A 20,815-nucleotide genomic window follows, 5' to 3' on the forward strand; every position below is an offset into this window, starting at 1 on the left:
GCCTCCGGCCCCCGACCGCAGCCGTAGCTAGAGGTGACGCATCGTTCCCTGGCGCATGGCTCCTTGCGGAGCCTGCGGGCTACGGTGCCTCCAAGGCATCGCTGCGATACCGTCGTCATGCTTTGCTTGCACGTCCTTGACTCGCGTTCTGCTGCCTGCAGTCCAGTCGCGGATATCGACTAGCGGCACGATATCCGGCCCTTCGATCATGACGCAGCTCAAGCGTCCCGTGGCGAAGGCTCCGGTATCGATGTTCACCCGATTTGACCGGACGTCGGGTTCGTTGACCGGCGTATGTCCATGGACGACGAATTTCTCGAACGGCGAGCCGTGATGCAGGAAGTCTTCGCGAATCCAAAGCAGGTCGTCCTCGGTCTGCTTGCGCAATGCGATTTCCGGACGAATTCCCGCATGGACGAAAAAGAAATCGCCACAGGTGAAGGACAGGGGCAGCGAATCGAAGAAAGAGAGATGCTGCGGTGGTAATGCAGCCAGCAGTTCCTGCGACAGTCGCTTATGGTCGCCACTGCGCTGACTAAGGGAAGGTCTCAGCCCGTATGATACCAGCGTCTCGAGACCGCCCAGAGATCGCCAGTCGCTCAAAGACTCAGGCACGTCGAGGAAGCGCCGGATGAAGGTCTCGTGATTACCCTTCAGGAACACGACTTCTCGCAACCGCGCACAGGCCAGTAGCAGATCGATTGTCCCCCGGGAGTCCGGTCCGCGGTCGATATAGTCACCGAGGAAGACGATGATCGAACGAGCGCACAGATAAAGCGAAGCATCGGCTTCGATCTGCGCGAGTTGAAGTGTGAGAAGGTCGGTGCGCCCGTGGATGTCGCCGATCGCGTAGACGCGAATACCGTCCGGCAGGCTTGCTTTCCTCGAAATTTTCGTTTCGCGGGAACGTTTCCACACGGTCGGTTCCTGTCGGCATGGGGGCGTTCAGCCCGATATCGGCAACAAATCAAATCTAACGGATCATATGTCAATATAATATCAAATAAGCCGAGCTCAAGAATTTAAATGATGAGCCTGAATAAGTGGCGTCCTTGGTGCGAATGCGCCGTTTAAATTTCGGTTAAGGGTTAATGGCCATACTCGGTGCGTCGCAACTTGGTCACTTGGTACTGGTATGACAATGTCGACAGCATCTGACGCGCAGCATCAGGGGTTCCTTGCGATCGAAGCCGCCGTGAAGGAAACAGCGCGGGGCCGCGCGTTTCTTGCCAATTTTGCGCGGCGCGTGCAGCAGTCCGATGCGCTGACCGCACTTGCAATGCTCGGCCGGCTGGAGCGGCTGTCCGATGAACTGGCGTCGCGCCTGGTTGAACTAGAGGCGGGCAAGGTCTTTCGTGCAAGCCAGCCAGCCCCCTCTAGCGCGAGCCGTTTGCAGCAGCGGCCAGCGCCGGCTCCAGCCCCGGAAGCGATATCCATGGCGGGGATGGACGATCGCCATCCCTTGAGTGATCGGGCTGCGGAAGTCCAATCCCATGCGTATCTGAACGGGCGCGATGGCGAGACGACGCAGCGCATCCACGAGCTTGCCCTGGTACTCGGCAGCCTGCACCGTCATGCGGTTCAACTAGCCTCTCACGGCGATGATGCCGACGCGGGAAGCGGTTTGGCATCGTCCATAGAGATCGACGCGCGCGCATTCGCCCCTCCAGATCCGGCCCCAGCGTCGTTCCGACCTGCACTGAATCAGGATCGCGAGGATGAAAAAGTGCTCGACAAAATCGCGCTGGCGCTTGCGCCGGCGCCCTAGCATTTCGCCTGCCGCGACCTTGCTGTATCCGATCGCGCCTGAGATCGCCGCTTAGTTCGCAGACCTCCGACATCTGCAGCCGACATCTCCCAACTGGATCGCTTTAGGCCGCCAATTGGGGCCGGAACAGCACGTCCACACCGTAACTCGTGGAATTGTAGGTGTTGGACGGGAAGAGCGAATTGGTCCCGTATGCATATACGCCGTTGCCGCCGATTAACGACGTCGAAGGAGCGGTAAGGGGTCCATTAGCGACCGAGTTGGCGAAAAGTCCCGGATCAGCAGAGTAATTGCCGGACGTATGATACGACGCGATGTATGTGGAGCCCGGCGCAATCGACACTGGCGTTGCGAAATCCACCTGTTGCCAGCCGCTCGCGGTTTCGTTGGTAAATGTCGCTGTGGCGAGCAGCGTGCCGGTGGCGGTCCAAAGATCGGCCATGTGAGTGCCGGTATTGAGCTCGCTTTTGTAGAAGCGGATGCCGGTGATGTCCCCGTTCGTCGATGCCTGGAATTTCAGTCCGAGCTCGACCGGGTTAGGATCGTTGACGGAGACTATGCTGGGTGCCGAGTTGGCGCTGAATAGGCTCACGGTGGTCGACGGATCGGTGACGTTCAACGTCACGCCAGCGCCAGCGGTGCCGCCCTGGCCGTCCGAGATCGTATAGCTGAAGCCGGCCGCTCCCACATATCCCGTGGTGGGAACGAAAGTGATGATGTGGGTCTGCGCATCGAAAGCCGCCGAGCCGTTCACCACGTCGCTGATGCCCGTAATCGCGAGGCTGTCATTGTTCGGATCGCTATCGTTCGCAAGCAATGCGGAAGCATTGATGGAGAGAGTCGCATTCTTTGCAATCGTAAATCCGCCGTCATTGATCGCGATGGGCGACTGGTTGGCGCCACCGCTCGCGGCGCTGAACAGGACGTCGACCCAGTAATTCGTTGCGCCGTAAGTGGAGGTCGGAAACAGGTTACCGTTGCCATAGGAGTAGAGGCCATTTCCGGAAGCCGGCGCTGTCAGAGGACCGGTGGTATGCGCAGCGGCGAAGTAACCGCTGGTCGATGCGTAATGCCCGTTGCTGTGATAGCTGGCCAAATAGGTGGTGCCAGCCGTCACCGTGACTGGACTGCTGAATGTGACTGTCTGCCAGCCACTGGACGTTTCGTTGGTGAAGGTGGCGGTCGCCAGCAGCGTGCCAGTGCTCGTCCATAGCGAACCGGTATGCGTTCCGGTATCGCCAGCACCCTTGTAGTATCGAATTCCCGTGATGGTGCCGGACTGTGACGTCACGAATTGCATGCCCAGATTGACCTGAACCGGATCCGGATCGGACAGGTTTGCGGGCGTATCCGAACTGGAGAACAGGCTCACGCCGGTTGCGGGCGGAATGACGTTCAAGCTCACACTCGCGGTCGCCGAGCCGCCATTTCCGTCGGACACGCTGTAGCTGAAGCTTGCGAGGCCAACATATCCCGCGGTCGGAACAAAGGTGATCGAGTTAGTTAGGGCATTGAAGGTCGCGATACCATTCGTCCCGCTCCCGGACACGATGCCGGTAATCGTCAGCGCATCACCATCCGCATCGGTGTCATTGGCCAGGAGGCTGGCTGCCTGGATGTTGAGGGCACCGTCCTGAACGGTAGCGAAACCGTTGTCAGTGTTTGCCACCGGGGCATGGTTCGGAGGCGCCGTGATGTTGAGGCTGACCGTACCGCTTGCGATGCCGCCATTTCCGTCGGAAATGGTGTAGATGAATGACGCAAGACCGGTATATCCTGCTGTGGGCGCGAAGGTCACGGTGTTGGTCTGCGCATCAAAGCTTGCAGTGCCATGAACGCCACCGCTGACGCTGGCAATGGTCACCGTGTCGCCATCGAGGTCGGTGTCGTTCGCAAGCAACGCGGAAGCGGCGATGCTCACGACTGTGTCCCGGACCGTGCTGAAGCCGTTGTCGTTGGTTGCAACCGGGGGATTGTTGGACGAAGCGGTGACAGTAAGATTCACGGTGCCGTTCGCCACGCCGCCTTGACCATCCGAGACGGCATAGGTGAAGGAGGCGGGGCCAGCATAGCCTGGTGTCGGCGTGAACGTGACCGAATTCGTGTTCGAGATCCAGGCTGCCGTGCCGTTGACGCCGAGGCCCGCGCCAGTGATCGTCAGGGTGTCGCCATCGGCGTCGGTATCATTAGCGAGCAGGTTGACGGCAGCGATGGTAAGCTGCGTGCCCTGCGGCGTGGTGAAGCCGCTGTCGTTCGTCGCAACAGGTGTATGGTTCGTCGTTGTAGTCGACCCCGAATTCAGGATGACGTCGACCCAGTAATTCGTCGAGCCATAGGTGCTGGTGGGGAACAGATTGTCGTTGCCATAGGCATAGACACCGTTCGCGCCGCCGGTTGCCGTCAACACGCCGCTGACATGATCGGACGTGAAGTAGTTACTGGTGGACACATAGTGACCATTGCTGTGGAAGCTAGCGACATAGGTCGTCTGCGCCGTGATCTCCACGGGACTGGAAAACGTCACCGTCTGCCAGCCGCTCGCGGTTTCGTTCGTGAATGTCGCGGTGGCGAGCAGGGTGCCGTTGATGCTCCAGAGGGAGCCTGTATGAGTGCCGGTGTCGTTGACGCCTTTATAATACTTGATCCCGGTGATGAAGCCCGATGACGACGACATAACCCGGACGCCGAGATTGACCTGGGACGTGTCGGTATCGCCGAGCGTCGCCGGCGTGTCGGATGCGCTGAACAGCGTGGCGTTGTTCGACGGCGCAGCGACGGACATGTTGACGATCGCCGAGCCTGTGCCGCCCCGACCGTCGGAAATGGCATAGCCGAACATGGCCGAACCGGTATAGCCGGCGTTAGGCGTGAAGGTGATGATGTTGGTCTGGCTGTCGAAACTGACCGTTCCGCCCGAGGCCGAGCCGACGCCGGTGATCGTCAGGATATCGCCATTCGGATCGGTATCGTTCGCAAGGAGCTGCGCGGCGGAGAAAGTCGTCGCAGTGTCGCGCGTGACGGTAAAGCCATTGTCATTCGTGCCGATAGGCGCCTGATTGACGGTGTTGATGGGGCTGAAGACGACGTCGATCCAGTAATTGGCACCGCCGGATGCCTGTGTCGGGTAGAGGGTGTCCTCACTATAGGTGTAATAGCCGTTGCCCGCGGCCGCCGTCAGCGGGCCATTCGTGTGCGCCGACGTGAAATAGTCAAGCGAGTCAGCATAGTGGCCGTTGCTGTGGTAGCTCGCGGTATAGGTCGTTCCGGCGGCAATCGATACCGGATTCGCAAATGTCACGGTCTGCCAACCGCTCGCGGTTTCTTGGGTGAAAGTGGCGGTGGCAAGCAGTAGGCCTGAGCTGCTCCAGAGCGAGCCGGTATGAGTGCCACCATCGCCGACGCTCTTGTAATATTTAAGCCCGACGATGGTGCCCGCCTGAGATGACGTGAAGCGAACGCCGAGATTGACGAAGCCGACGTCGCTGTCGGTCAGGATGGCCGGCACGTCAGAGGGAGCGAAAAGCGAGGTTGTCGGGGCTGCGGCGACGGTTATCGTCGTTCCAGCACCGTAGTGTTCCATATTCACGCTGTCGTCGACGGCGCGAGACAGGATGTTGTAAGTACCGCCGGCGAGCGGGGTCCAACTGTAGGTCCAGTTTTCGATGCCGGTGGCGCGGTGCCACGACACGCCGCTATCCGTCGAGACTTCGACGACCGCAAGGATGCCACCGCCGTTGTCAACGGCGGTACCGGTGATCGTAATCGGCTGGGCCGCGGTGTATGACCCGCTCGCAAGAGGCGACGTGATGGTCGACGTCGGAGCGGAGTGGTCCGTCGTCTGCGAGGCGATGGCGAGACTTGCCATCAGCGTTTGCGGCTGAATGCCCATGTCGGCAAAGAGATTGACCATTGCCTGCTGGACGTTCGGATCGGCCGGCGTCGCCTCGTTGTCGTGATGCGAATCCAGACCCCACGTCCAGTAAACGGTGCCGGCACCAAAGACCAGCGCGCCGCTGGTGGGATCGCGATACAGGGTGAGGCTGTGGGTGGCCGTTCCGGGTCCGGTCGTGTTGCCGTTGTCCAGCAGCAACGTGTTGACGTCGACAGTGGTTGACGACAGCGCGATGAGGCCGGCGGGGCGGAAGCCGTTGTCGACGTCCGAATCCCACTCGTAACCGAGAAGGTTCGGCACAAGCGAATAGGTCTGCCCGGACTGGATATTACCTACCGCCGTGTTGTTCCAGAAGCGAAATTGCGACAGATCGTAGGGGATTTGGATGGTGTCGAGACGATAGGAGTCCACCGTGAAGATAGTTCCCGTCAGGGCATTCTCAGGCATACCGGCGCCGTATTGCGGATCGCGCCAGGTGCCGGTAGTGTAGCCGGGATCGGTGTCGTCGTTGGACCACGTCTCCTTGTAGGAGACGAGCGTCTTGTAGGGCGTCCCGGAGCCATCGATGCTGTTTTCCCACCGGAACTCCCAATAGACTTCATTGCCGCTCAGAAACGCGAGGTTGACGCCGGAATCGCGGGCGGCTTCGACATTGGCGCGCTGGTCGGCTGACCAGTATTCGTCGTGCCCGACAGACAGAAACACTTTGCTGTTGAGCAGTTGCGCGCCATCGCGCGCGGTGTCGATGCCGGAAATGTAATTGATGTCGTATCCGTTCTGCTCGAGCCAGCGGATGGCCGGATATTCAGCGCCGAAGATAAAGTCCTGCGGCCCGGCCGAATAGCCGCCGTCGCGCGTGATGATTGGCCGGTTGTAGCTTACCGCGCTCGCGCGGCCCGCATGGCCGGCTGCATCGATGCCGCCGTAGAGATTGTAGCCGCCCCACCAATTATATGCTTGCCAGGTCGTATCGGAGGTCTGGAATGTGATGTCGCTGGCGACCTCATCGTCTCTGACGATGAACGGGATGATGTTCTGTCCGCCAGTATCTAGACGAGTGAGCTCGGCAAAATAGACGCCGGACACGGCATCGGCGGGGATGTCCCAAGAGGCCGACACGGACCAGTTCCCGGCATCGACGAGCTTCGTGGCCGGGTCGAACAAAGGCACAGGCTGAACCTGGGCCGTCGTGAGGTTGCTTGTGAAGCTGGTCATGAGGCGAGCGCCGTCGCCGCTATAGTAGCCTAGCCTGTAGATATCGACTCGATAGTTGGTGGCGTCCGTGTTAATCTTGAAATCTACCCGCTGGCCGTGGTCGATCGTGAATTGGGCGGCAAATCCCTCGATGCTTGAGTCGGCTTGGTCGATGAGCCAAACGCTCTCTGGCGTGCCGGGCTTCATGTTTTCGAGGACGATGGAATTTAGTGCTGCGGTCTGCACGGCCGTCTGGACCGCCGCCGGCGCGGCCAGCGTGGGGGCGCCGCTATCAGCAGCAAAGGACGGCTCCGGGGGTGGCGTAGCGGGTCCGCTTTGTGTCGATGCATCGGTCGAGCGCCCCTGCAGAGTCATGGCCGTCAGGTCGACGACGAGGGGCGCGATATCAGCAGGCACGCTGCTCGCTGTGTTGTAGTATTCGAGGATCTTGGGCGCATACCCGGAAGGCGTGCCGTCGGCCTTTGTCGATCCGCCGACCCGGATCGAGCACACTGTGCAAGCCCGTCCGGTACATGAACCGCAAGGCGTCTGCAGGGAGTCCTGCTGCCACTGCGTCATCCACGTATCGACGCTTGTGCTCGCGGAGCTTGCGTCAACGGAAACCGCCATCTTCATCTCCTCGCGTCGAGAGGCTAAGTTAATTTTTTATAAATCTAACATTATTAGAAATATTAAATATGTCACGCGACAAATTAAAAGAAGTCCACATTTTCGGTCTGTCTGTGGAGTTTTGTGCAGTACGGTACAATCGCTGCGCTAAGGCCTATTTTCGGGGATCTCGTGCACGCCGAGTGGTCGAAGTGGCGATAAACGCGAAGTTTTCATTTATTGACATATTTAAAATTAAATGACTTGATGTAACGACGGTGCCGGCTTCCGGGCCAACGTGGGCATTTTTGGGCGGGATGCGGCGCTGCGTCGCTGAACCACCGTCGGCAAGAACGCTGCAGCGTAGGTGGAAAGGATTGGGAGCAGGTGGCTGCCGATCGGCCGAAGCTGATTTTTCGAGAACGATTGAGATGCGACAAGATCACCAACCACGCCAAGAGCCGGGGCCCAACCATGTTGGGGGCGTGGTTGCCTTGCCGGAGAGCGGCCGTCAGCCCGTCGCCGGGCGAGTGCCCGAGCCGTCGCTCGGCGGCCCGAACGATCAACTGGATCTGAGCGTTGCCCAGATCGCGGTGATGTGGATTTTGCATTACGGGACGTCGCCGCCAAAGCCGCAGCGAACTCTGACGCGGGATATCGTCGAGTTCTATCCGGTCGCTCTCGATGTGATCTTGCGGGCGGAAATCATGCGGGGTGCCAAGCAGTCCGACCTGCGACTGATTTATTTCAAGGGATTGATCGTGGCTCAGACGCATCCGAAGCCGCAGATGGTCGATGCCATCCGGCGCGCGGACCGCGCGTTGGAGAGCGTCAGCACATCAGTTGAACAACCCGACGCATCCGCGCGGCGATCCCCTGGGGGCCAGCCATCGGAGGATCAGGACACCCTGGCCCATATCTCGGATGCGCTGGGACGTCCCTCCCGGTCTTCGTATTGAATGGCGAGCGCCCGGCTTGCGAGCGGCCTCCAGACTAACGACGATGGCTATACAAGTGCGGACGAGTTCGGCCGGGGCTGCCCGCGGTGAAATGCGGTCCGGTCTGAGTTTCGTGGAGCGCCGCCCTAGCGGCGGGCCGATTTAATGCTGGCCGTGAGCCGGTTGCCCGGCGCGTGCGGAGGAGCTGTTCGGATGAACGCCGACTTTAACAATCGTCGCGAAATTGCTGAAGAGAAAGAGGCCGATGAGTGGTTGATACGTGTGCGGCGCTATCTGCGGGTGCTGTCAATCCGCAAGAAGCAGCAGTTCAACCGCCGGGTGTCCATTGGCGATCTGTTGAGCGAACGCGCGGAGAACGCCGCGGCCTATGGCTTCGGCGAGGGGACTACGATGTACGACAACGTCCTTGTTCTCGGCCGGGTGGAGGTCGGCTGTCATACCTGGATAGGGCCTGGATGCATTCTCGACGGCTCGGGCGGCGGCCTCCGCATCGGCGATCACTGCTCAATATCGGCGGGCGTCCAGATCTATACACATCATACCGTTCAACGATCGCTGTCGATGGGTGTCGAGCCGATCGGATATGCGCCGACGAGGATCGGAGACGGGGTCTATCTCGGGCCGAACGTCGTGGTTCAGATGGGTATCACGATCGGCGACCGAACCGTTGTCGGCGCAAACTCGTTCGTGAACCGTGACATTGGCGACGGACTGAAAGCGTTTGGTACACCGGCTCGCATCAGGGGGCCGGTCGATTGACGAATTGCAATCATTGGTTTTATTTCAGTATGCGTATTTTTTCCTAAGGTAAGCCGTAATGTTCGAGGAAGTTTCGGGCTGTCGCATCGATGGAAGCAGGCTGTTGCTCTCGGGTGATCACCACCATTGGGGGAACCTGGAGCTTGACGGCGCTATGCTGTATCTGCGCGGAACGAGCAACGATTTGGTGGTGCGAACCATCACCGAGTTCGAAAATGTCTGGCTCGCCGGGGGCGAGAGGATCAGCGCCGAGATCTACGTCCGTCACACCCGTTATATCGACATGCCGACGCTGAGGCCTGTGAGTTTGGCGGAGAAATCGGCGACCAGATTTGCTATCTCGGCAGAGATCTCACTCGGAAGGCAGCATGTGTATGGATTCCAGGGCGAGGTATTTCTCGGGCGCGCCCAGCGAGTATTCCTGTATGTCGTATCTGCCGACAAGACGCGGGCGGCGGTCGAGTTTCATGGCGGCAACGACGCCAGCGGCGCTGCGCCCTTCGTCAACATTTCCGTCCAGCTTTCCTATGAAGTCTTCCAAACGACCTTCAGGCCATTGTGGCTGGGCGCGCCTCGCGCCGCCATCGACATAACCGTCGGGGTGTGCGGGTTCAGACAGGGAGGATCGTCGCCCGAGGACGAGGACGCGCGCGACTTCGTGATGGCGAGCGGAGCGTGGTCGGCAGAGCTGAAGTCGCTGAGCCTTGCCCTCAACGGCGCACCGTCCTGATCGCGGCCGTTGGCTGCCTGACTAAACCGTTAGTGGTGACGCGATGATCAGGACCGTCGGTCGACTACTTTATCGGTAGCGCGATCTTCCTACGCTGCATCTGCGGCACACCGACGTACCATATATTCCGTTCGCATCATTTGTCGCGGGAATATGCGTATCGTGTTGGACTGAGGCGCTTGACCTGATCGAGTTTGGGTGTGCGGTATCATGATATTGAACTGCAATACTTTAGCTTCGCGTCGTAAAAATGCGCAATGGAAAGCTCCAAAAATCAAAGCTGCCTTGGCAGATGCAGCTACCTATCCGGCATTTTTTGGTCTGCCGCGGCCTATCTGCTACGCCTTCTCCACGACGAGGAAACGGAAGCGGATCGACGTCGCATCAGAAATCGTGCCTCCGCTTGTTCCACGAGGCGCCGCATTTCCCAGAGCTGCGTGAGCTCGCGGCGGATCGTCGCGCGGTGCTCGATCAGGATCTTCAGTCGTTGATCGCATTCCTGGGCTCGGGAGATCATTTGGGTGACCGTGTTTCCGCCGCGTCTCCAAATATCGAATACGGATTTTCAGGAGCCGTCAAAGGTAGCTCGGCTTCAACCCTATTTTTTAATCTTAATATGTGAGGTAATCAGTCAGCGAGCGAACGGCGTACTTAGAATTGAGGCCACGATTCTGCTTCAATTCACCAGGCATCTATTTGCTGTCAGCCACGAGCAGGACATCCATGTTGGAACATCCTGCGGCGACGGGACGACGCTAGACAGCAAGACTGGCATCGCCCTGACGTCATAGCGCACCAAGAATGTGAAAATCAGCTTGCCGCTGAGTACTCCGGCCGTGCAGCTGGCCGCTGGCCGCAAGATCCGCATGCTTACGATCGTCGATACTACCTGACATTCTCGGATTCCCCGCCGTTTTGGTGTGGTTCCCGTTGCCGGCGCGAATGACGCCGAACCGAGGTGTCTCTTTCAAATCCCTTCCGGAACGTCCGGAGCTCCCGGCAGCCCTGTCCGATAAGTTGTAAGTGATGTTTTCAGGCCACGGCTCTGAGGTCTTGCTTTTGTCCTTGGCAGCAGGGCATTGATGTCGCGGTTGGGATGAGCGTTGGGGCACGCGCGGCGTCATGCAAAAATCAGCGAACCATCGATTTCCGGATCGTTGTCCGAACTCGGGTGCCTCCAACCTCAAATACTCTAAGTCGATTTCGTTTGTCGCGGTCCCACGGTCCGCAGCCACAGCCGCGGGAACGTCAGCTCCCGGTGCTCCGGTGTGGTGATCGTCGCGGATATCGGTGTTAGCATCGTTATTCTCCCAGGTATTCCAGCTTTCGACCTCCCTTGGCACCGTCCCGACCTCGCCCCCGATCCGGCAGGGACGCCGGAGTTTGCGTCGGTGGTCGCGCATCGAGCAGCAGGTCGTTCTGCATCAGGAGCGCGAGGACTTTGGCCACGTCTTCGGCGCGATCGAGGTCGACGGTCACAGTGCGCGTGTTGGTGTTGAGCCAAGCGAGCACGCGCTCTCGCGGTGGCCGTCGCCATCGTCGACCATCCGCGGGAATTGCCGTGCCTCGTCGCGGCCAGGCGGTTCGATCCTGATGACCTTGGCACCGAAATCGGCGAACGGTTTTCCGCAGTAGCTCGCTGTCGCCGGATCCGATTTCCACGACGCGCAAGTCCGATAATGCAGTTTCATTTCCGCCCGATCTTGTCCTTGCTTGCTCGCATCAAGTCGAGGCGCGTGGCGGTGTCAAGTCATCCGGGTCTGGACGGCATTCCGCGGTGCGGATTTGCCGAGCGCCAGCGACATCGCTGCAATCAGCGGCTTCATGAAGAAGGCGTCGTTCGCCGGATAGATGCCGGTGTGTAGGCCGAAGGATTTCAACTCGTCGGACACGACCGGTCCGACCGACGCAATCGGCGTGCCGGCCAGCGCTGCGCGCAATTGTTGGTCGCGGCCATGCGCTGTCGCCGCCTCGACGAGCCGGCGCACCTGACCCGAACTGGTCAGCGCGATGGCATCGATGCGGCCCGCGGCCATCTCGTCGATCGCGGCGACTATGTTGGCCTCCGCCGCCTTGGAGTCATAGACGTAGGGCGACACCGTATCGACCTCGGCGCCCCAGGCCTTGATGGCGTCGGTCAGTACGCTATGGTCCTTTTCGGGATAAAGCTGCAGGCCAAGACGGTGGCCCTTGAGGTCGAGCCGGGACAGCATTTCGGCGATGCCCTCCGAGGTCGGCTTCTCCGTGGTGATGTCGGGCTCCAGCCCGATTTCGCGCAACGCCCGTCCGGGCTTGGGGCCGCGGGTGAATTTTCTGGACTTGCCGACCGCGGCGACAAATTCCGCCTCGAGGCCCAGCCGCCGCACTACCTTCATCAGCCGGCGGAGCCCTTCGCCGGTCATCAGGACGAGGTCATCGAACGGACGGTCGATGCAGCGGCGGATCCAGGCTTCCACCGGGGCGGGGTCGGGGGCGTCGTGGATGGTGAACATCGGACATTGCAGCACGTCGGCGCCCTGTTCGGCGAGCAGCCGGGAAAACTGCGCCTCCTCGCGGGTCTCGAGGATCAGGATGCGGTAGCCGTCGAGCTTGCCAGCCATGAGGAGAACCCGTTCTTTGCCTGCGGAATCAAGCGTTTGGACCAATCGCGGTGGGCGCCATCTTGCAGCGCGGGACGGCATTGGCGCAAGGCCCGGCCGGGTGATAGGGAAGGGCCCTGTCAACGCCTTTCCTCCGGCCGAAATCTCATCCCATGCCTCATCATCAGTTCGTCCTGACGCTGTCCTGCCCCGATCGCCCGGGCATCGTCGCCGCTGTCACCACCTTCCTGTTCGACAACGGCCAGAACATTCTCGACGCCGCACAGTTCAACGACGTCGAGACTGGCCAGTTCTTCATGCGCGTGGTGTTCACCGCCTCCGATGTTCCGGTGGAATTGCCGGTGCTGAAAGACGGTTTCCGCACCATCGCCGAGCGCTTCGCGATGGACTGGAAGATGCGCGACCGCAAGACGCTGCGCCGGGTGATGCTGCTGGTGTCGAAGTCCGACCACTGCCTGGTCGATATCCTGTATCGCTGGCGCACCGGCGAGCTGGAGATGATCCCCACCGCGATCGTCTCCAACCATCCGCGCGAGACCTACAAGGACCTCGATTTCGGCGACATCCCGTTCCACTACATGCCGGTCACCAGGGAGACCAAGCAGCAGCAGGAGCAGGCGATCTGGGATCTGGTCAACGCGACCAAGACCGACCTCGTGGTGCTGGCGCGCTACATGCAGATCCTGTCCGACGAGATGTCGGCGCGGCTGTCCGGCCACTGCATCAACATTCATCACTCGTTCCTGCCCGGCTTCAAGGGCGCGCGGCCCTATCACCAGGCCCATGCGCGCGGCGTCAAGCTGATCGGCGCCACCGCGCATTATGTCACCAGCGATCTCGACGAAGGCCCGATCATCGACCAGGACGTCGAGCGCATCAGCCACCGCGACACGCCGGAGGACTTGGTGCGCAAGGGCCGCGACATCGAGCGCCGCGTGCTGGCCCGCGCCATCCGCTATCACCTCGAGGACCGTACCGTCCTTAACGGCAGCAAGACCGTGGTGTTCGTGGACTAAAACGCCGGATGGCCGCGGCTACGCAGGCCCCGCGGCCTCTGTCGTCAACATTCCGAGCAGCCGCCGCACCGCGGCCGGGATCGGCGCGACAATCGGCGCGTCGAACAGCGGCGCCAGCGCCATAGCGGCCTGGCCGAGCGGCCCGCCGCCGATGATGACCGCCTCGGCGCGGTCCTTTTCGAGGCAGGCGCGGACGGCATCGGCGAGCGCCGCCTGCAGCCGCTCGGGATCCGCGGCCAGTTCAACCGGATCGCCGGGCGTGAGGCGGACGCCGCTGAAGAGATGGCTGAGGTTGAGGCGCCGCGCGGCGTCCTCGATCGAATCCACCAGGTCCGGCGTCACGGTGGCGACGCCAAAGCGGCGGCCGGCTTCAGACGCCTCCAGCATCGAAGCTTCGCAGATCCCGACCACCGGGATGATGACGCGATCCTGCAAGCTCTTGAGTCCCGGATCGCCATAGGCGCCAACGATGATGCCGGCAAACCCGGCAGCCTCGCGCACGCCGATGTCCACCACCTCATTGGCGGAAGCCGCGAGCTCCACGGCTGTGGTGATCATTGCGGGGCTGTTTTGCGCGGTGGCGCCGACGATCTGCACATCGTCGGGCAAGCCCGCGGCGGCGATGCGCACCATCATCTCCGTAGTCTTGCCGGAGCTGTTGGGATTGATCAGCAGGATTTGTCGCATGATCGCTCAGGTAGTTTCCGGCAATGCCGCCACGTTGATGTCTTCCATGGACTTTCCATAGGTTTCCGGACCGAACTGGATGCAGGCGGCGAAGATGCCGTACATCACGGCGATCATCGTGAATACGCCGGGCAGGCCGTAGCCGTCCAGCACGCGGCCGGAGATCAGCGGCATGATGGCGCCCGCCGCGGTGCCGCTGGCCAGGATGAAGGCGACGCCGAAGGCGCGCGACCTGGTCGGGTACAGTTCCGGCGCATAGATCCAGATGGTGGTGTTGAGCACCAGCACGAAGAACTGGAACAGCGCGCCGAAGAACAGCAGCAGATAGATGTTGGCGCCGAGGAAGCCGAAGCACAGGGAGGCCAGGCACGCGCAGATCGCGCCCATGGTCAGGATGCGTTTGCGCGGGAATTTGTAGCCCAGGGCGGACGCCGCCACGGTGCCGAGGAAACTGCCGAACTGGATCACCATCGTATAAAACAGGCTGGCCGACAGCGTGTAGCCCTGTGCCACCATCATCATCGGCAGCAGCGTCAGCACCGAGAGCTGTGCGCCGTAGCTCATCAGGATGGCGATGGTCACGGGAATCGTGCGCGACGCATAGGGCGCCTTGAAGATCCCGGTCCAGTCGATGTCGGCGACAGGGAGCGGGGCACCGCCTTCGCTGAGATACGGTGTGACTACGAGGTTCTTCGGATTGAGCCGGCCGGAGGCCAGGATCGACAGCACCTTGTTGGCTTCGGCGGTCCGGTTCTGCGACAGCAGGTAGCGCGGCGTTTCCGGAATGTAGCGCCGGTAGAACACGATCAGCAACGACGGCAGCGCGAGGCTGAGGAACAGCCAGCGCCAGCCGTTGTCGCCGGGAAACAGCGTGAAGATCAGCAGGCCGAAGGCCGGCGCCAGGAAGTTGCCGAGTCCACCGGCGCCGACATTGACAAGGCCGACGGCCGTGCCGCGGAATTTCGCCGACGAGATTTCAGCCAGGATGGTGACGGCGGTGGAGATCTCACCGCCCAGGCCGAAGCCGACAATGGCGCGCCCGACGCAGAGCAGCCCGAAGGATGGCGCGGCTGCGCACAGCAGCGAGCCGATGGTGAACAGCAGCAGGTTGATGCCGAGCATCACCCGCCGGCCATACTTGTCGGAGATGATCCCCGACGCCAGCCGTCCGGTGGCCGCTGCGCCGAAGGTGATGGTGTTGAGAAATCCGATGTCGGCGCCGGTCAGCCCCCATTGCGCGCGCAGCATGGGCGCGGTGATGCCGACCGTGTTCTGTTCGAAACTGTCGAACAGGCAGCCGATCAAAATCAGGAACACGATCTTCTTATGCGTGACGGTGGTGCCGATGGCGTTGAGCGCGCCCTCGAGTTCGCGGACCTTCGGTGTGTCGCCAACTGACGTCGTAAGTGGCCCCATCGCCATGCATAGTTCCCCCCGTAGGTCCTGCAGCATGCAGGACGTGCTCAACGGGAACAAGTTGCATGATCTGTGCCGTGCGAGCGGCCTCGTTGGTTTGGCGGGCAGGATTGAGCATCGCCCGTGGCGGGCGTCCCTCCCAACGTTGCAAGACCAATTGAGCCCCGCTCAAGAATCGGAGTGCTCAGGCAGAATGCCGCCGCCGCACAGAAATTGCGCAGGGGACGGACTGGCCTTGCCTCGGTCGTAGCTCCCGGGGCGGGCGATGAATACGTTCAGGCCGTGCTCAGTGAATCGCCGTCGCCGACGATGGCGCGACGCCATTGGCGGCGTCCTGCGCAGCCTGCGCGGCCTGTTGCTGTCTGAGCCACTCGTCGTATTTCTCGGTGCCGGGACGGGGCGGCGCATCGGCCGGCAGGCCACCGGCCCAGGCCGGGATCAGGTCGCCCATGCTGCCCGCAACAAAAGAGCTGATCGAGCCGCAGCCCCCAAGGCTCGCAGCCATCAGCGTGACAGCGGTCAAAATGGAGACGCGACGAACCAGGGCCATGGACAACCATCGCTGCTGCACCACCGGGCCAACTTTACCAGATCCGGACATGCTGTCAGGCGATTTGTGGGGCGGCCGTTCCAACCTAAGCACGCCATCGCCGCATTGTGCGAAAACTATCATTTGTTTCATATATCCGGCTTGCGCTAGGTGCCTGTGAAGACGCGGTAGGTCATCTATAACCCAAGTGGTGATGAAACACTTACCTGCAAGATGCGGGCCTTGGCCGGACCGGTTGGTCATGTCAAGGTATTGAAATACCTGATAAATTGATCCGCCCTTCCAGGCGGCCGGGCAACGGTCGTTGCCGGGGGCGTCGGTTGGCCGCGGCGGGCAGGAGAGATCGGGTCCAAAGTTGCGATTGACGCGGACACGCGCAACTGAGACGCATGCGGCGGCATGAGGTGCGGTGCACGTCGTGACGAGGAATTTTCAGCCAGGGTTGCAGCAAGAACCGGCTCGACGCGGTTCGGCGACCCAAATGGACAGGGGAGGAGCGGCAGATGTTTAATCGCACCAGGACGATGTTGCAGGGGATCGCCGGCATGGCGCTGATGGCGGCGTCCGCCGTCACCGCGGCGCAGGCCCAGGAGACCGTCAAGATCGGTCTCATTGTGCCGATGACCGGAGGACAGGCCTCCACGGGCCAGCAGATCAACAACGCCATCAAGCTGTACATGCAGAAGAACGGCGACACCGTTGCCGGCAAGAAGATCGAGGTTATCCTCAAGGACGACGCGGCGTTGCCCGACAACACCAAGCGCATCGCCCAGGAACTGATCGTCAACGACAAGGTCAATGTCATCGCCGGCTTCGGCGTGACCCCCGCCGCGCTGGCCGCAGCGCCGCTGGCGACCCAGGCCAAGGTGCCGGAAATCGTCATGGCCGCCGGCACCTCGATCATCACCGAGCGCTCGCCCTATATCGTGCGGACCTCCTTCACGCTGGCGCAGTCGTCCACCATCATCGGCGACTGGGCCGCCAAGAACGGCATCAAGAAGGTCGCCACGCTGACCTCCGACTATGCGCCGGGCAACGACGCACTGCAGTTCTTCAAGGAGCACTTCGTCGCCGGCGGCGGTCAGGTGGTCGAAGAGGTCAAGGTGCCGCTGGCCAATCCGGACTTCGCGCCGTTCCTGCAGCGCATGAAGGATTCCAAGCCCGACGCGGTGTTCGTGTTCGTGCCGGCCGGACAGGGCGGCAACTTCATGAAGCAGTATGCCGAGCGCGGCCTCGACAAGTCCGGCATCAAGGTGATCGGACCCGGCGACGTCACCGACGACGACCTGCTCAACGGCATGGGCGACGCAGTGCTGGGCACCGTCACCGCGCACATCTACTCGGCAGCGCATCCCTCGGCGATGAACAAGTCTTTTGTCGCAGACTACAAGAAGGCCTACGGCACCCGCCCGGGCTTCATGGCCGTGGGCGGCTGGGACGGCATCCACCTGGTCTATGAGGCGCTGAAGAAGACCGGCGGCAAGGTCGACGGCGATGCGCTGATCGCGGCCATGAAGGGCATGTCCTGGGAGAGCCCGCGCGGCCCGATCTCGATCGATCCGGACACCCGTGACATCGTCCAGAACGTCTATATCCGTGAAGTGAAGAAGGTCGACGGCGAACTCTACAACGTCGAATTCGCAACCTTCGACGCCGTCAAGGATCCCGGCAAGACGAAGAAGTAGTATTAAGCGCGACGGCTGATGGTTTTCCTCCCCATGCGCAGCGAAGCTGCGCGGGGTGGGGAGGGTCGGCCGAACGAGGCGATGCGAGAGCATCGCCGAAGTGGAGGCCGGGGTGGGCGCCCCACACGCCGATCTCCATGCTGCACCCCCCCACCCGACCGGGTTTCGCTACGCTCCGCCCGGCCACCCTCCCCACCGCGAAGACGCGGGGGGAGGGATAAGCAAGAAAGCTCCCGCGCGACATGACCCTTCTCACCATCCTGTTCGACGGCGTCGCCTACGGCATGTTGCTGTTCGTGCTGGCCTGCGGCCTGGCGGTGACCATGGGCCTGATGAATTTCGTCAACCTCGCCCACGGCGCCTTCGCCATGGCCGGCGGCTATGTCTGCGCTATTCTCGTCAACCGCTCCGGCCTGCCGTTCTTCGCCGCATTGCCGATCGCCTTCCTGGTCAGCGCCGCCCTCGGTGCGCTGTTGGAGCGCACGCTGTATCGCCACCTCTACGCCCGCAGCCACCTCGACCAAGTGCTGTTCACCATCGGCCTCGTCTTCATGTCGGTGACCGCCTGCGATTATTTCATGGGGTCGTCGCAGACCTTCATCCACCTGCCGGACTATCTGCAGGGCCAGATCGACATTTTCGGCCTTGGCGTCGGGCGCTACCGGCTGATGATCATTGTGATCTGCGGCCTGCTTACGGTGGCGCTGCAACTGATCCTGTCGAAGACCCGGTTCGGCAGCCGGCTGCGCGCTGCCGTCGATGATCCCCGCGCCGCAAGCGGCCTCGGCATCAACGTGCCGCAGGTCTTTGCGCTGACCTTTGCGTTCGGCTGCGGCCTGGCCGGCTTCGGTGGCGCGCTCGGCGCGGAGATCCTTGGGCTCGATCCGTACTTCCCGCTGAAGTTCATGATCTACTTTCTGATCGTGGTCACCGTCGGCGGCTCCTCCAGTATCACCGGGCCGTTCCTGGCCTCATTGCTGCTGGGCATCGGCGACGTCGCCGGCAAGTACTACGTGCCGAAACTCGGGGCCTTCGTGATCTACACCATGATGATCGTGATCCTGATCTGGCGCCCGAACGGCCTGTTCGGCCGCGCCAACGCGCGGTGAGGGCGTCATGACCGTCAACGACACGCTTCGTTCCCAGGTCGGCCACTCCGCCATGCAGCGCGGCCGCTGGCGCTGGCCGGAGCTGGTGTTCTGGCTGCTTGCCGCGAGTTGCGTGTTCCTGTTTCCCAACCGCTATCTGATCCTCACCGAGATCGCCTGGCTGGCGCTGTTCGCGCTGTCGCTCGACCTGATCCTCGGCTATGCCGGCATCGTCTCGCTCGGCCACGCCGCCTTCTTCGGCTTCGGCGGCTACGCCGCGGGTCTGCTGGCGTTGCACCACATCGTCGATGAGCCGGTGCTGGCGCTGCTAGTCGCCGGCTTTGCGGCGATGGCATTGGGCTTCGTCACCAGCTTCCTGGTGATGCGCGGATCGGACCTCACGCGGCTGATGGTGACCCTGGGCATCGCGCTGCTGCTGCGCGAACTTGCCAACAAGTTTTCCAACATCACCGGTGGCTCCGACGGGTTGCAGGGCATCGAGATGGCGCCGATCCTCGGCCTGTATTCCTTCGACATCTTCGGCAAGGTCGGCTTCATCTATTGCCTCTGCGTGCTGTTCGTCATGTTCCTGCTGGCGCGGCGGATCGTGAATTCGCCGTTCGGCCTGTCGCTGCGCGCGATCCGCAACAATCCGCTGCGTGCCTCCGCCATCGGCATTCCCGTCGATCGCCGCCTGATCGCGATCTATACCGTCGCGGCCTTCTTCGCCGGCGTCGCCGGCGCGCTGTCGACCCAGACCACGGCGCTGGCCTCGCTCGACGGCTTTGCCTTCGACCGCTCGGCCGACCTGATGCTGGTACTGATCATCGGCGGCACCGGCTATCTCTATGGCGGGCTGATCGGCGCGGTGATCTTCAAACTGCTGCAGGAGTTGTTCTCGACCCTGACGCCGCAATACTGGCAATTCTGGATCGGCCTGGTGCTGGTGGTGATCGTGCTGGTCGGCCGCGAGCGCATGCACCGCTGGGCGCTGTACCTGCCGAACCTGGTGATGCGCCGCTTCGGGGCGAAGGCGCCGATCATGCTGCCGGAAGGTGACGCGCCATGACCATCGCCCTGGAAACCGTCAATCTGGAAAAGACGTTCGGCGGGCTCAAGGTGACCCGCGACCTCTCGCTGAAGATCGAGGCCGGCGCGCGCCACGCGCTGATCGGCCCCAACGGCGCTGGCAAGACCACGGTGATCAACCTGCTGACCGGCGTGCTGGCGCCGAATTCCGGCCGCATCCTGCTGGAAGGCCAGGACATCACCGCGCTGCCGGTGCACAAGCGCGTGCTGCGCGGGCTGTCGCGCACTTTCCAGATCAACCAGCTGTATGCGGACCTGACGCCGCTGGAGACCATCGGTCTCGCCGCATCCGAACATCTCGGACATGGCAGCGACTGGTGGCGCCGCATGGGCACCCGCACCGACGTCAACGATGAGATCGCCGAAAACCTCGCGCGCTTCCATCTGCTCGACGTCATGAACGAGCGGACCGCCACGCTGCCCTACGGCAAGCAGCGGCTGCTGGAGATCGCGGTGGCGATCGCCACCAAGCCGCGCGTGCTGCTGCTCGACGAGCCTGCCGCTGGCGTGCCGGAGAGCGAACGGCACGATATCCTGTCCGCGGTGGCCAGCCTGCCGCGCGACGTCACGGTGCTCTTGATCGAGCACGACATGGACCTGGTGTTCTCCTTTGCCGACCGCATCTCGGTGCTGGTCGCCGGCGCCATGCTGGTGGAGGGACCGCCCGACGAAGTCGCGCGCGATCCGCGGGTCAAGGCCGTCTATCTCGGCGAGGGTGCCGATGCCTGAATTGCTTGAAATCGATCAGCTGTGCGCCGGCTACGGCCAGGCCG

Annotated in this window: 18 protein-coding genes; 10 read left to right on the top strand and 8 right to left on the bottom strand. The window is 61.9% G+C overall.

Annotated elements, in window-relative coordinates:
- Positions 1-27 precede the first annotated feature (27 nt).
- On the bottom strand, positions 28-918 hold the full coding sequence (locus tag ACUXVA_RS15080) for a metallophosphoesterase family protein (RefSeq protein WP_445493016.1): 891 nt from the start codon (positions 916-918) through the stop codon (positions 28-30).
- Between the two features lie 223 nt (positions 919-1,141).
- On the opposite strand from ACUXVA_RS15080, the gene ACUXVA_RS15085 reads away from it, so the two are divergent.
- A complete protein-coding gene (locus ACUXVA_RS15085; RefSeq protein ID WP_445493018.1) occupies positions 1,142-1,768 on the top strand; it encodes a hypothetical protein in 627 nt (208 codons plus the stop codon).
- A 103-nt stretch (positions 1,769-1,871) separates the two neighbouring features.
- Here ACUXVA_RS15085 and ACUXVA_RS15090 read toward each other — a convergent pair whose 3' ends face one another.
- Positions 1,872-7,484, bottom strand: a complete 5,613-nt coding sequence (locus ACUXVA_RS15090; RefSeq protein WP_445493020.1) for a DUF4082 domain-containing protein — start codon at positions 7,482-7,484, stop codon at positions 1,872-1,874.
- Positions 7,485-7,948: 464 nt separating this feature from the next.
- Here ACUXVA_RS15090 and ACUXVA_RS15095 point away from each other — a divergent pair, with 464 nt between their 5' ends.
- The 4 genes from ACUXVA_RS15095 (at position 7,949) to ACUXVA_RS15110 (ending at position 10,533) form a co-directional block, all read left to right on the top strand.
- Positions 7,949-8,422 carry a hypothetical protein gene (locus tag ACUXVA_RS15095; RefSeq protein WP_445493022.1) on the top strand — a complete coding sequence of 158 codons (474 nt, stop codon included), beginning with the start codon at positions 7,949-7,951 and terminating at the stop codon, positions 8,420-8,422.
- A 192-nt stretch (positions 8,423-8,614) separates the two neighbouring features.
- Complete coding sequence (locus ACUXVA_RS15100; protein ID WP_445493024.1) at positions 8,615-9,181, top strand: acyltransferase; 567 nt, start codon at positions 8,615-8,617, stop codon at positions 9,179-9,181.
- Between the two features lie 58 nt (positions 9,182-9,239).
- Positions 9,240-9,911, top strand: a complete 672-nt coding sequence (locus ACUXVA_RS15105) for a hypothetical protein (RefSeq protein WP_445493026.1) — start codon at positions 9,240-9,242, stop codon at positions 9,909-9,911.
- A gap of 403 nt (positions 9,912-10,314) precedes the next feature.
- Positions 10,315-10,533 carry a hypothetical protein gene (locus ACUXVA_RS15110; RefSeq protein WP_445493028.1) on the top strand — a complete coding sequence of 73 codons (219 nt, stop codon included), beginning with the start codon at positions 10,315-10,317 and terminating at the stop codon, positions 10,531-10,533.
- A gap of 680 nt (positions 10,534-11,213) precedes the next feature.
- Here ACUXVA_RS15110 and ACUXVA_RS15115 read toward each other — a convergent pair.
- From ACUXVA_RS15115 to ACUXVA_RS15125, 3 genes are read right to left on the bottom strand one after another with little or no spacing between them, the layout of a single operon-like run.
- Positions 11,214-11,423, bottom strand: coding sequence for a hypothetical protein (locus ACUXVA_RS15115; protein WP_445493395.1), 210 nt, complete (start codon positions 11,421-11,423; stop codon positions 11,214-11,216).
- A complete protein-coding gene (locus ACUXVA_RS15120; RefSeq protein ID WP_445493030.1) occupies positions 11,387-11,602 on the bottom strand; it encodes a CoA transferase in 216 nt (71 codons plus the stop codon). Before ACUXVA_RS15120 ends, ACUXVA_RS15115 begins: the two co-directional genes overlap by 37 nt.
- Positions 11,603-11,656: 54 nt before the next feature.
- Positions 11,657-12,511 (bottom strand): uroporphyrinogen-III synthase, encoded by an 855-nt coding sequence (locus ACUXVA_RS15125; protein WP_445493032.1) that lies wholly within the window; start codon positions 12,509-12,511, stop codon positions 11,657-11,659.
- A gap of 152 nt (positions 12,512-12,663) precedes the next feature.
- Here ACUXVA_RS15125 and purU point away from each other — a divergent pair, with 152 nt between their 5' ends.
- Positions 12,664-13,527, top strand: a complete 864-nt coding sequence (gene purU / locus ACUXVA_RS15130; RefSeq protein WP_445493034.1) for a formyltetrahydrofolate deformylase — start codon at positions 12,664-12,666, stop codon at positions 13,525-13,527.
- Positions 13,528-13,545: 18 nt separating this feature from the next.
- Here purU and ACUXVA_RS15135 read toward each other — a convergent pair whose 3' ends face one another.
- The 3 genes from ACUXVA_RS15135 to ACUXVA_RS15145 form a co-directional block, all read right to left on the bottom strand.
- Entirely contained in the window at positions 13,546-14,217 is a 672-nt protein-coding gene (locus ACUXVA_RS15135) for an aspartate/glutamate racemase family protein (RefSeq protein WP_445493299.1), read from the bottom strand.
- 3 nt (positions 14,218-14,220) lie between these two features.
- Positions 14,221-15,636: an MFS transporter gene (locus ACUXVA_RS15140; RefSeq protein ID WP_445493036.1), complete on the bottom strand. Its 1,416-nt coding sequence runs from the start codon at positions 15,634-15,636 to the stop codon at positions 14,221-14,223.
- A 280-nt stretch (positions 15,637-15,916) separates the two neighbouring features.
- Positions 15,917-16,180: a hypothetical protein gene (locus ACUXVA_RS15145; protein WP_265079561.1), complete on the bottom strand. Its 264-nt coding sequence runs from the start codon at positions 16,178-16,180 to the stop codon at positions 15,917-15,919.
- Positions 16,181-16,683: 503 nt separating this feature from the next.
- On the opposite strand from ACUXVA_RS15145, the gene ACUXVA_RS15150 reads away from it, so the two are divergent.
- The 4 genes from ACUXVA_RS15150 (at position 16,684) to ACUXVA_RS15165 (ending at position 20,771) form a co-directional block, all read left to right on the top strand.
- The gene (locus ACUXVA_RS15150; protein WP_265079560.1) at positions 16,684-17,865 is read left to right on the top strand and encodes an ABC transporter substrate-binding protein; all 1,182 of its coding nucleotides are present in this window, start codon (positions 16,684-16,686) and stop codon (positions 17,863-17,865) included.
- A 242-nt stretch (positions 17,866-18,107) separates the two neighbouring features.
- Positions 18,108-18,974, top strand: a complete 867-nt coding sequence (locus tag ACUXVA_RS15155; RefSeq protein WP_265079559.1) for a branched-chain amino acid ABC transporter permease — start codon at positions 18,108-18,110, stop codon at positions 18,972-18,974.
- Positions 18,975-18,981: 7 nt separating this feature from the next.
- Positions 18,982-20,022, top strand: a complete 1,041-nt coding sequence (locus ACUXVA_RS15160; RefSeq protein WP_265079558.1) for a branched-chain amino acid ABC transporter permease — start codon at positions 18,982-18,984, stop codon at positions 20,020-20,022.
- On the top strand, positions 20,019-20,771 hold the full coding sequence (locus ACUXVA_RS15165; protein ID WP_265079557.1) for an ABC transporter ATP-binding protein: 753 nt from the start codon (positions 20,019-20,021) through the stop codon (positions 20,769-20,771). The genes ACUXVA_RS15160 and ACUXVA_RS15165 overlap by 4 nt, the downstream gene beginning before the upstream one ends.
- The last annotated feature ends 44 nt before the right edge of the window (positions 20,772-20,815 follow it).

The organism is Rhodopseudomonas sp. RCAM05734 (assembly GCF_052658035.1).